8 protein-coding genes are annotated in these 13270 nt (G+C 37.6%); 1 reads left to right on the top strand and 7 read right to left on the bottom strand.

Going from position 1 to position 13270, the window contains the following annotated elements:
* Nucleotides 1-58: 58 nt before the first annotated feature.
* The 7 genes from ACFO6W_RS24075 to ACFO6W_RS24045 all read right to left on the bottom strand — a co-directional run bounded on the left by ACFO6W_RS24075 (nt 59) and on the right by ACFO6W_RS24045 (nt 10704).
* Nucleotides 59-1231: a hypothetical protein gene (locus tag ACFO6W_RS24075; protein WP_380001321.1), complete on the bottom strand. Its 1173-nt coding sequence runs from the start codon at nt 1229-1231 to the stop codon at nt 59-61.
* A gap of 315 nt (nt 1232-1546) precedes the next feature.
* Nucleotides 1547-1825, bottom strand: coding sequence for a helix-turn-helix domain-containing protein (locus ACFO6W_RS24070; RefSeq protein WP_380001319.1), 279 nt, complete (start codon nt 1823-1825; stop codon nt 1547-1549).
* A 413-nt stretch (nt 1826-2238) separates the two neighbouring features.
* On the bottom strand, nt 2239-3345 hold the full coding sequence (locus ACFO6W_RS24065; RefSeq protein ID WP_380001317.1) for a SusE domain-containing protein: 1107 nt from the start codon (nt 3343-3345) through the stop codon (nt 2239-2241).
* Between the two features lie 26 nt (nt 3346-3371).
* Nucleotides 3372-5306 carry a RagB/SusD family nutrient uptake outer membrane protein gene (locus ACFO6W_RS24060; RefSeq protein ID WP_380001315.1) on the bottom strand — a complete coding sequence of 645 codons (1935 nt, stop codon included), beginning with the start codon at nt 5304-5306 and terminating at the stop codon, nt 3372-3374.
* Nucleotides 5307-5325: 19 nt separating this feature from the next.
* Nucleotides 5326-8721, bottom strand: coding sequence for a TonB-dependent receptor (locus ACFO6W_RS24055; RefSeq protein WP_380001313.1), 3396 nt, complete (start codon nt 8719-8721; stop codon nt 5326-5328).
* A gap of 158 nt (nt 8722-8879) precedes the next feature.
* Nucleotides 8880-10088 (bottom strand): FecR family protein, encoded by a 1209-nt coding sequence (locus ACFO6W_RS24050; RefSeq protein WP_380001311.1) that lies wholly within the window; start codon nt 10086-10088, stop codon nt 8880-8882.
* Between the two features lie 40 nt (nt 10089-10128).
* The gene (locus tag ACFO6W_RS24045; RefSeq protein WP_380001309.1) at nt 10129-10704 is read right to left on the bottom strand and encodes an RNA polymerase sigma factor; all 576 of its coding nucleotides are present in this window, start codon (nt 10702-10704) and stop codon (nt 10129-10131) included.
* A gap of 889 nt (nt 10705-11593) precedes the next feature.
* Between ACFO6W_RS24045 and ACFO6W_RS24040 the strand changes: the two genes are divergently transcribed.
* Complete coding sequence (locus ACFO6W_RS24040) at nt 11594-13219, top strand: DUF6377 domain-containing protein (protein WP_380001307.1); 1626 nt, start codon at nt 11594-11596, stop codon at nt 13217-13219.
* The last annotated feature ends 51 nt before the right edge of the window (nt 13220-13270 follow it).

The following is a 13270-nucleotide window of genomic DNA, read 5'->3' as shown; positions in this document are numbered from 1 at the left end:
TAAAAGAAGGAGTTTCTCCGTTTACTCCTTCCCTACTCTGATTTAGATACTATCTACATTATTTAGTGAAAATCGTATAATTGTCCTTTTTTACAGTAGTACTATTATCGCTTACATCGTCAGCAGATACAGAAGTAAATTCTCTTTTCAGAATATCAGCGCTTACTGTACTTAGATCTAGTTTGGTTTCAGCTTCCTGCCCGGCATTATTTATCACTTCTTGTAATTCCAGTATGAGTGATTTCACATCGTCAGTTATCTGATATGAAGCTTTCCATACAAATTTCATCACAGAGCTTTCCATTGCTCCTTCTCCTTTGGCATAACTTACAATGTATGTTGCATTATCATATTGCCAGGTCGTTTCCTTTGTACTCACAATACCCATTGGAAATGAATATCTGAATTTAAGTACACTCTCATCTTCGAAATAGAGAGTGATAAGTTTAGCAAATTCCAATACCGGATTCTGGGTAGCAAATCCCGGATCATATATTTTCGATCCTATTTTCAGCATCCATGCAGTGCCTGCCAGATTTGCTTTTGTTACCACAGTAGGATAAATTTGTTCCGGCAGTTTAAACGCTGCACCGTTCAATTTCAGATTGGGAGATACTTCCGTATCTATTTCCCCGCTGGTCTCCACTAGCGTGAATGTTGCTGTTGCTGCCACTTTAGGACGAGTCATCGGGTTTGAAGATTCGTCCATTCTATCCTGATCGATACTTATCAATGTTGTTGTGAAAATAAGCACACGTTTACCATCGAGAGTAGTTTCTTCTAAAGAAGAAGTTTTGGACATTGAAAAGTCATAGGGAGGCATCTGGCTGTTAAACTGAACGACTTCAAACGCTTTTCCGTCTTCACTCTGATTCCATATCCAATATACCTTTCCTGAGCCTCCATATGAGCTGCCGGTTATTAACTTAAATACTTTTCCCGATTTCTGTGTCTGAGAGTCTGTGTAATCCTCGTTCGTAAACTCAACACCCGAAGCACTTTCGAACATATAAGGAGCCCAGCCGAAAACATCCATTACATCAGTGAATGTTTCGTTTTTCCATGCTTTAACATTCGACTTGAAGTTTATTTCTTTAATAATCCATTTTCCTTCCAACTTTATACTTTCGGTCGGTATTACCGGATTATTATCATTATCATCATCACTACTGCAAGAATTCAAAAATAATATACTGCATAGAGCAAGCAGTACAACTTTAATATTTTTCATATGTTTATTGATTAATATAATTTAATGTTTTGCAAAGGTATTCGATGCATGAGTGAGTAACAATACCTAAAAATTAGGGTTTTTTAATAAGAAACTAATGATTTATGATTACTTTATATAGTTATAAAACAGTCTAATGTAAAAATAAAATAAAGAAAATGTCACATATGTTACGGTATTGTATTATCACTATTTAAATTATATTTTATTAACTTTTATAAGAAAATAGTGTTTTGAGTATCTTGCCTTAAAAAGATAATACATACACATAGAAGATTTAGATATTCCTTTAATTATCCCGATATTGCAGAGGTGTCATACCTGTTTTTTTTGAAATAAGTACCGAAAAAAAGAGGAATTTGCAAAATTTAGCTCATCTGGGATCTGGGCTACTGTCCGGTTCGAACTTTTAAGTAATGCTTTTGTTGTCATAATAACCATTTCATCAATCCATTCGGATGCCGCCCGGTCGCTGGCTTCTTTTACAATACGTGCCAAATGTTTGGGGGTAAAATATAACTTCGATGCATAATATTTTATTGACCGCTCCTCTTTATAATGTTTGAATAAAAGTTTTAAGAACTGCTGAAACACTGTATATTAATGCTATCGGTTATTATATCCCCCAAAAAAGAATTAATAATAAATATTTTACTCAAACAATTGGATCAACGTACTGGTATCCCCACACGTTCAAGAGCATCCGGGTCTATTCACATTAAGCAAAAAAGGTAGGCTTTAAATCTACTATTAATATATGCCAGTTCTTCAATAAATTGTAATATTGCTTCATTTAGATTTTACATTTGATTTTATAGGAAATTTGTTATGTAATTTGACCCATTTGCATACTTTATTATTTTTTGTATAAAATTCTAATACCTCATTCTTAATGATTCCGTGAATCTTCTGATCCACCTCTCGACCCGGATATAAAAGAACAGGCCGTATTATTATAATACGGCCCGTCTGCATATCTGCAAGCTATGGTCAGAAAGATGGATTAGTTATTGTTGTTCGAACTTTATCTTCATCTTATATATATCCAGTGTTATTCTATAATGTCCGCCTTCACCATCCTTTATTACCCATTTCAGGTCCTCTCCTCCTTTATTAGCCTGCATCCTGTCATCGGTAACAGGGGCGCCTGCTATCATCGGCCTTAGTGTGTAATTATCATAATTTTCGGCACTAAGTATCTTAAATTCACCAGGATTAAGATTGATATCCAATTCAAACAAATTATGGTTATCTGCTTTCATTGTAAACTTATGGAGGTCTTGCGGGATTCCCCATCCGGTACCCGCATTACCTACAAGATACAGGTTCGGATAGGGTACATTCATTTCGCATTTCAGCGTCATATTATCCTTTCTCACCTCTATATTATAGATGCTCTCGGTACTGATTCCAAACATATTGTCGGGTTCGCTTTCTAGAGCTCTATTGATCAGTGTGTTATCGCCTGCACCTTTATTCAGTGAAGGCAAAGACTCTCCCAATATGGATATGAATTTAAAATACCCCGGCTTCAGGACACCCTGCCATTGATAAACATTACCGGCTTCCGCCTCTGTCATTTTAATAGCCTTCGAGAGATCTGTTCCCGCGGGAGTGGCATCTCCTGTAAGATACAAGGTTTCAGGTGTCGGTACATAACTTTTTACTTCGAGAGTCATTATGGAAATTTCGGGATATATAAACTTAGGTCCGATTACCTTTGCAACTACCCTAGCCTGTATTTTCACGTCAGAACCCGGTATTTGCCCCCATTTATTCAGAATCAGATCGTTCAGTTCCTTATTGGTATATTCAACCTTGAACTCTGCATCAGGAGCAAATTCTATCGGGTCGGTAGATGTTTTGAAATCTGCGCCCCAAATATCAAGCCTGAAAAAATACACTAATGTATTCTCCTGCCCCGGATCTTTTCCCTTATTCCATGTAAAGAAAACTACCACATCATTGCCCTTGGCTTCGTCCAAGACAATAGACTCACTCGATGCTTTCAGAGATAAAGCATCCCCATTATTCTCCTTATCATCATCACTACAAGCTGCAAAATAAAATGCAGCTAAAAATAATATCGATATATATAATAATTGCTTTTGCATAGTTATATCATTTTCACGGGTTAGAATTATTCTGATGTATCCCAAAACGGTAATTGACGCAGATTCGGATTCTTGTCTATCTGGTCTTGTGGTATCGGAACCCAATAATTTTTCTTGGTAAACACACGCTTCTGATAGACTTTTCTCACAAAGAAAGCTTTATCGTTGTTCTTATCGTCGCTTTTGTCCGTACCGGAAAAATTCATTCCCCAGAAATCACCATTTAGTAACTTCTCCCCTAGTTTCCATCTCCTGATATCGTCCCATCTGGTTCCATTTTCGCAATTGAGTTCCACCCGGCGCTCGCGGCGAATAGCTTCCCGCATTGCATCCTGTCCGCTTGGCACTGCAATTTGTCCTTCACCTGAGCCGTAGATTGGTATACCTGCCCTTTCTCTTATCTTATTCAGGTAAAATAAGATTTCCGTTGTTTTAGCCGGTTCCGATTCATTCAGTGCTTCCGCATAATTAAGATAAAATTCTCCCAGTCTGAATAAAATACCCGGACGGTACGGGTTTACATTATTTCGCGGGTCGTGGTCAGGATGTACTTTCTTTCTTACAAGGTATCCGTTCTGAGGTGCATCATGCGTAGGTCCGCCATCCCATGCTCCACTATAAAAACGGGTAGTCCTGTTCTCACGTCTGAACCAGCATTCATTATAAAGCACCGATATATAGAACCGTGGCTCACGGTTACAATACATATTATATGTATCGGCTAATGTAACAGGATTGGAATCCGAATCACGATTTCCTTTTACTTCTATCCATTTTGTATCCCGCTTTTCTTCTGCCGTTGAAAAGCCTGTTTCCGTATAACCCGATGCTGTGTTTATGATCGGAGAGCCGTTCGCATTATATCCTGTTATAGCCGGTAAACCATTTTTCATAAAGAAAGCATCGACCAAAGACTGAGTTACACCCATACCACCATTACCACCGGTTCCACGGGGCTGTGCATGCCTGTCATATTCCCATGTTTCCGCCGGATTTCTGGCAAATAAGATCTCTTTGTTACCTTCGTTAAATCTACGGAACAGCATATTCTGATATGATAGGAATGGATCGATATCACCATTATTCAGATATTCGTAATACAGAGCATGTCCGTTTTTCTCAGCCAGTTCTATCAGATCCATGTTTGCTTTTACCGCTTTCGCCCATTTAGACGCATCAGGGGTAGAGTTAAATACAGGAGTGCCTTCACTGTTTGTATAATTGGCATAGTCGGGATTTCCGTTAACTAAAGGACTTGCCGCAAATAACAGCATCCGCGCTCTTACTGCCAGGCACGCAACAGAAGTGGCTCTTCCGTACTTTTTGGATTCATTATAGTATGGAGGCAGAATCTTCGACACGGCAACCAGTTCCTGATCTATCCAGTCAACGACTTCATCAAATGGTTTCTGAGGTATCATCAGTTCCGAAGCAGGTGCATTTACATCCACCAGGCCTAGTTGCAAAGGTATAGCTCCATAATAGTTCAACAACAGATAATAATAATATGCTATAAGAAAGCGCGCTTCAGCCTTCATATATTGTACTTCCTGTTCAGTAACCAGCTGAGCTTCGTTGGCCCTTACATTATCAATAAAAATATAAGCGGCACGTATCCTTTTCGGAAGCTGATTGAAGTAATTCGGTACCCAATCCGAAGTAGGATTCCAGTTTCCCTGTTGCTTCCCGATAATATTCCATCCAAACTGGAGCCAGCCTGTAGATGGAGCCAGATCGTCTCCCAGAGGGTCCATTCCTCTGGCGTATGTCCAGTATGTATCCGGGATATTGGAATATACACCGGCCAGCCAGTCTTCGGTTCTGGTCTTGTCTTTGAATATCATTTCCAGTGTCAACTGGTCGTCAGGCTCTTTATCCAAAAAGTCTGAGCAGGAGCTCATACCTCCTGTTAAGAGGAGGATAAGCGAAAGATAAAAAAATCTATATATTGTTTTTTTCATAATTTTCGATTTTGATGTTTCAGAAACTGATATTTAGACCGATAGAATATGATTTTACCAGCGGGTATTTACTTCCCCTGTCAGAGTCGATTTCAGGGTCCCATAACTTGAAGTCGGATATAGTCAGTATATTAGTTCCCCGGCAGAATATCCTTGCACCCGAAGACCCGAATTTCCGAACCATTGTTACAGGGAAATTATAGCCGAGTTCGATATTTTTCAGGCGCAGCATTTTCATATTCTTCATCCACCATGTAGACTCCTGATAGTTGTTTTCGTTCAGCCCCTCATACAATCTCGGATAGAAAACATCCTGTCTTGGATTTTCGATAGTCCACCTGTCTCCGGCATTTGTAAAGAAGTTACCTACTCCACCGAGACCAGATCCGGGAATAAAATATGCTTCACGTCCTATCATACGGTAAGTATGACCGTTTCCCTGGAAGAAAAAGCCGAAATCGATATTCTTATATCTGAGGTTGGCTCCAAATCCGTAGACAATCTGAGGATCGACCGTTCCTCCGAGATTTGTCCTGTCCAGAGCATCAATTCTGTTATCACCGTTAACATCAACATATTTGATATCTCCCGGACGAACGGACGAAGTAAAGGTTGGCGTCGGTATATCATCTTTAAGAATGCCATTTTCCACATCGGCAAAATCCTCGTCAGTGAACAGTCTCTCGGCCACCAGCCCGAATATCTGACCTACCGGGAGCCCTGTAGACGAACGGTTTGTACCTATTATACCTAATGATTCATCCTGTTCTATAATCTTATTCTTTGCATATGTAAATGTACCCCTTGCCGACACAAACCAATCCTTATTAATTTGTTTGTTGACATCCAGCACCATATCTACACCTTTATTGTCTACTTTTCCGAAATTGGCAAAAGGCATGTCAACAAATCCTGCAGAAGCAGGCATCGTGGTACGGCGCATAAAAATATCCCTTCGTTTTTCCATAAAGTAATCCACTTGCAGTTCGATTGCGTTGAACAGGCCCAGTTCTACTCCTAAGTTTGTCTTTGCCACAGTTTCCCATTTCAAACCTGTATTCGCGATATTTCCTTCCCAGCGTCCTGCTCTTCCGAATTCATCCCTGTTATATCCCCATACATAGCCATCTGTATTGTTTATGGTAGAAATATACGGAAAGCGGTATTCTGTATCACCTATCTTGAAACGGTCATTTCCTACAAGCCCCCACGATCCTCTGAATTTTACCTTAGACAAGGTATTTCTTATTCCTTGCATAAAAGGCTCTTCCGATAAGATCCATCCGGCTGCTACCGAAGGAAAAAATCCATAGCGCTTGCCTTTTGCAAAGTTCTCGGAACCATTATAACCGAAATTAAACTCGCCTATATATCGTCCCTTCATCGTATATGACATGCGACCCGCTATTCCCTGAAAACGGAACGGAAGCTTGCCCCCGTCATCGTAATTTCGTTGATTATACATGAAAAGGGCATTTACAGTATGATCTCCGAATGTATTGTCATACGTAAGTGTACCTTCCAGATAAGTGTTTTTATTTCCAAAATTAGCTCCTACAGAATGATCCAGGAATTCCTGCCCGTATGAAGAAACTATAAGTTGTAATCGGCCTGTTTCTGGGTCCCTCCCTGTAGCCGGATTATAATAATCGGGACTTTTCCCTCTTCTTACATTATTATCGGAATAATTGTCGAAAGAGAATGTTCCTTTTACCTTCAATCCGGGAAGAAACATTTTCAAATCCTGTTCCACTACAAATAAAGATTCAAGTTTACTCTGTACCACACGTTCATAACCGGTTTGAGTGAGTAATGCCCACGGATTTACACGTTGCGGAACTTGCGGAATCTCGCCTGTAGAATAACGTGTGGGATGCTGATATGGGGGTGTCTGGTATGCCATTGCAAAAAGATTATCAATACTCTGCGGCGGAGATGTGCGTTCCTGCATATAGCCTCCGACATTGAACCTTACCAAAGTGGTAGGGGTCAGATTTATATCTACATTAGAGCGCATATTGTACCTGTTCAGCCTGAGAGAAGAATTCCATCCCTGATTTTTATCTCTTTCAAGAATTCCGCCTTCGTGGTAAAAGGCTCCTACAAAAGAATAGCGTAATACCTCCGATCCTCCGTTAATATCAATAGAAGCCCTGGTATTGGTACCGAAATCTTTAAGTATTGCATCCATCCAGTCCACACTCGGATATAAATCGGGGTCTACCCCATTCCTTATATTATCGATATGCTGTTGGCTATACATCGGTTCTTTACCACTCTCGTGGCGTATACTGTTCATTACTTCGAGGTAATCGGCTGCACCGACAAATTCAGGTATCTTAGTCGGTTGTGTGATTGCCTGCTCCACTTTAAAGGAAAGGGTCGGTTTACCCACACGCCCCCGTTTTGTATTGATAAGTATCACTCCATTTGCGCCTCTCACCCCATATACAGCACTGGCAGACGCATCTTTCAATACAGAAAAAGATTCGATCTCTTCGGGGTCGATATTATTCAATGAACGTTCAATACCATCAATAAGCACTAATGGAGTGCGATTGCCCTGGAATGTACTGATACCACGTATCCAGAAGTTGGAATTGTCATAACCGGGCTCTCCCGATCGTTGCACGCCAATAACACCGGCCAATTGTCCTGCAAGGTTATTACTCATCGAGCGTGTAGTTCCGGCTGCAAGCTTTCCGGGTTCGATAGTAGAGATGGAACCTACGACAGATTCTTTTTTCTGTGTACTGTAGCCGACAACTACGACTTCGTCAAGCTGCCCGACATCTTCCTGCATTATTACATTTATTATTTTACGCTCACCTACGGTTTCTTCTTTAGGTAGAAAGCCGATGTATTTGTACTGTAACACAGTATATTTATCAGGTACGTTTATCGAATAATTCCCGTCGGTATCTGTAACAGTGCCTGTACTTGGATTATTCTTAACAATGATAGAAACCCCAATCAAAGGTTCCCCTTTCATATCCGTTACATTTCCCCTGACAGTAGTTTTATTCTGATTTTGCCGGGGAGTAGCAGGCGCCGGCTTTCTGGACACAAATACCTGCCTGTCGGATACAGTATAAATATAATCAGTGGATTTAAAAAGCTCTTTAAGCACTTTGTCGATAGTCTGACCTTTCATATCTATGGTCATACTTTTGTTCAAATCCACAGATTCATCATAATAGAAAAAAACATATTCACTGTTTTTTTCTATTTCTGAGAAAATTTCTTTTAAGGGTGTATTCTTTAAATTAACGGAGATTCTTGTTGTCTGAGAATAACTTTCCACGGCATATGACAGATTTATTCCCAGTAGCAGGAAACATATAATCAGTCTCATAATCCGCAATATTTTTCTAATATTAGCATCTTTTATGCTAAAAGAACGTTTTTTTATCATACATTTGTTATGATTTAAAGGTTAGACTTTGTACAGTTTTAACAATTTAAACTCTATTGGATGGTACTGGTACTACCATCCAATTTTTTCTGTAAGCTTCTTTACATAGGCATTTTACTGATTTAAGGTTAATACTTATTTTAAATGGTACTTTTTCACTAGTTCTTATTTATTTTATATATATTTCCTTCCTGCGAATAAATGATTTTCCCGTCGAAAGATAATCCTTTCATTATTTCCTCGATGTTATCTTTCAAATCCAGTTTCCCTGAACATCTTATCATTGAAGCTTCCGGACTACATTCTATATGTATTCCATAATATCGTGACAACCGTTCGAATACGACTCCCAGTCTTTCATTCCGGAACAGGTAAAGTCCTTTTATCCATGAGATATATTTATCAGCTTCTACCGGAATTATCTTTTCATCGCCTCCCTGAGTTTGAAACATTGTGTTGGGATTCAATATTGTACCTTTGGATTCTTCAGTTTCTACTTTTACTATACCCGAAACTAAAACAACCCTCTTCAATGCATCGGATTCATAAGCCATAACATTAAAGCTCGTACCCAGGGCTTGTACGCTCATATCTTTAGTCCTTACAAAAAAAGGCTTGCTTGCATCCTTGGCAACTTCAACAAATATTTCACCATCGACGTATATCTCTCTTTTATCTTTACCGAATTCGCTCGGATATATTACCCTCGAACCTGCATTAGCCCACAGTTTGGAGCCATCGGACAAGGTAAGTACGGAGCGTTTGCCCTTTGGTATAATCAATTGATGTATTGTTACAGACTTTTCTTTCTCAAGTACACCTTTTTCTGTTTTTATCTCATTCTGGTCGTAAGTAATTGTCGCTTCTTTTTCATCAAAAAGTATAGTCTTATTATCAGAAATAATCAGCTGTATTTCGGAATTATCGGGCAGTTCTACTTTGTTCTTATCCGCGTAGGCAATTATATCCGATGTATTTTTACCGGAAAATATATCCGTAAGGAAGGGAAATGAGATGGCCAGTATGGCTATACTTGCCGCCACTCCTATAGTAATAAACAGTGGCTTTCCTCTTTTACGTTTCTTATCCCCGTTCCTATGTGAAGAAATATTATTCCACATATGCGATATTTCATCATCAGACAGAGGATCGGCCGGAGCAGCTATAGATTGGAGATATTGTTTTGCAAGTATATACTCTTGAATATTATCGGGCTTTTCATTCTGAAAATTTGCCCAAAAAATCTCAGATTCTCCTGATGGTTCTTTAATAGAAGAAATAAAGAAATCGTCTTGAAGGAAATCTTCAAATGAATAATTTAAATAATCTGATTTATGAGTATTTTCAGGCATACGTTTTTTGTTCATTTATCAAGTAAACAAACTCTCCTTATTTTTATACTCAATTTTATTCTGATTTTTTATAAAAGCTTCTGATTTTTTTTAATGACCGTTGTATAACGTTTGCTACAGACTGATAATTCATCTCTGTAAGAATGCTGATTTCATCAATACTCATGTTCTCCACAAAACGGTAGTATATGATCTCCCGCTGCCTCATTGTGAGTAGGGACATCACTTTATCCACAGTTGCTTTAACAGACAGATCTACTTCAATATCTATCAGTAATGTCTCGGCCGTATCTTCCGTATAAGTTTCTGCCTGTTTTTCCTGAGTATCAAGAAATGCTATATGGGTTTGATGACGTTTTAGTACGTTGATCAAATGATTTTTCAAAACCCTAAAGAGATAAAATTTTATATTATCGGTAAAACCAATCTTTTCTTTATTATCATATAAATTAATGAAAATATCCTGAATACAGTCTTTTACAAGTTCTCTATCTGATGAAAGTTGCATACCATAATGAAACAGACTTTGGACATATTTTTTATAAATATGCGTAAATGCTGCATCATTTCCGGCCTGAAAGCTTTTCCATAATGAAGAATCGTCTACAAAATTATCAAAAGAGTCTCTCATTAAAAATGATAATAATTAAATAACAATGCATTGCACGGTATATGTAAGTCAAGCCGATTAGCCTTTTATATGTCCGTTGCATCTTATACCAATCTTGTTGTATCCTGCGAATGGGAATCAAATATGTATAAGATACCGTGTATTCTCAGCTAAACAAGACAAGATTTTTACTGCAAATATACTGACAAAGGTCAGGAAGATTCGCAGAGAAACTTTTTAGAACATAACTTTGGAGGTCTATTACTGATTACTATATGCGCCAGATATAAGCAGGAAATCCAAGCTTTTAATATAACCTTTTTATATCTACCCTTTAAAACCTCTTTTAACATAGCCACTTTTTTCAGATTATAGGAAGGCGTTTGTATAGTTCCGCAATCTTATCCGGATATTTTGTTCCAAGTTTATATCCTTTTTCATAACCGGTCAAAATGGCTTGTGATACACCTATTTGTTCGGCAAGGATATCCTGATTTATATTACGCCAATCTCTCCATCGACAGACATTCGTGCCATGACTGTTTTTCTTGACTGTCGTTTATTCCATGATACTCTAAATCTGAAATTGTTGCCCTGCAAAAATAAGAATTTAAAGTTATTGATAATTTATTTTTATTGTAATATTTCAATGAAATCCTTCCTGATGTTTTTAATCACCGTTATTCCCACTATTTGATCTTATTATACTTATAAAACAACATAATCTTGAATTTCACATACCTCTCTGCTATATTGAACAAAGTACTGTTTTAAAACAATTCTTTCCTAGGCATAAAAGCTGTATCCGGAAGGAATTTCTTTTGGTTATACAGCAATATTATGCTTCCATATGACTATTATATCAGATTTATATGTACTTTTATCCATAACATACGAATCTTATAACTAAATGAAAAAGACACTCCTCATTCTGTTTTGTATTATATACAATACAACAGGATATATATATTCCAAAAATAAGATTGATTCTCTTCTTAAAGTTCTGGATAAGACTATCTCAGAACGTCCCACATATATGAAGGAAAAGATACAACGAATAGACAGTTTCAAATTAAAACTAAATAATAGCCTTTCACTGGATAAAATATTCAGAATAAATGAAGATATTATTGCCGAGTATGAATCTTTTGCCTGCGATTCAGCTATTGCATATATAGATAAGAATATAAAAATAGCTGAAAAGTTAGACAATAAAGAATTTTTGTCGCAAAGCAAATTGAAGCTCTCCTTCGTCCTATCTTTGTCCGGCTCATTCACACAGGCTTTGGAGGAGTTGAATAGTATCGAGTATAAAGAACTTCCCACACATTTAAAATCCATGTATTGCTGGACATATATACGATATTATGAAAATCTTATAAAATATACAGACGATCCTCAATATGAGAAAAAATATCAGATTGAAAAAATGCATTACAGGGATACGGTCATGTCATTTCTTGGAAAAGGTACAGATATGTATGTGAAGGAGGAAGCTTTCAAGTTTCAGGACGAAGGCAGATATGATGAAGCCAGGCAGATATTATCCGATATATTTTCCAAACAGGAACTTCGGACACACAACTACGCTATGTCTGCAATGAGTCTGGCATTGGTTTATAAATACCTGAAAAATAGTGAACTGGAAGAAATGTACCTTATTTTAGCAGCAATAACAGATACTCAACTTGCTGTGAAAGAAAATGAGGCGCTTTTGGCATTAGCAATAAACCTATATAATAAAGGTGATGTTAATAGGGCTTATAATTACATAAGAGCAGCACTTGACGATGCAAATTTCTATAATTCCCGTTTCAGAAATACGATGATCGCGCGTGTACAGCCTATTATAGAAGACACATACCTGAACAAAATAGAGCAACAGAAGAGAAATTTAAAGGCATATGCTGTAATCATCAGTTTGTTTGTTATTGTGCTGGCCATTGCTTTATTCTTTATTTATAAACAAGTAAAAATAGTTTCCAGAGCCAGGAAAAACCTGAAAGCAATGAATGAGAAGTTAGCCAGTATCAATCATAAGCTGGATGAAGCTAATCTTATAAAAGAAAAATACATCGGTTACTTTATGAATCAATGCGGCGTATATATTGACAAGCTGGATGATTACAGAAAAAATGTAAACCGCAAGATAAAAGCGGGTCAAATAGATGAATTGTATAATATGACTGCTTCCAACCGTAGTTTGGAAAAAGACGTGGAAGAACTTTACATTACCTTTGATAAGGCATTCTTCAAGATATATCCCAATTTTGTGGAGGAGTTCAATACTTTACTTAAAAAAGAAGAACGTTACAAACTGGAAAAAGAACAATTGAATACTGAACTCCGGATTTTTGCTCTCATCAGATTAGGTATAACAGATGTCAATCAGATAGCCGTATTTTTACGTTATTCCATCCAGACTATTTACAACTATAAAAGTAAGGTAAAAGGAAAGGCTATAATAGACAGTGAATATTTTGAAGAAGAGGTGAAAAAAATTGAGGTATTTTCTATTAAAGATAACTCTATATAATTTACCAAAACCCCAATAAATAAAACAGGTAAATAGCTTACATATAGAGGT

This window comes from Dysgonomonas termitidis (assembly GCF_042654545.1).
Lineage (GTDB): Bacteria > Bacteroidota > Bacteroidia > Bacteroidales > Dysgonomonadaceae > Dysgonomonas > Dysgonomonas termitidis.
Note: the sequence above shows the minus strand (reverse complement) of the source record. Positions and strands in the feature narration are given on the sequence as shown.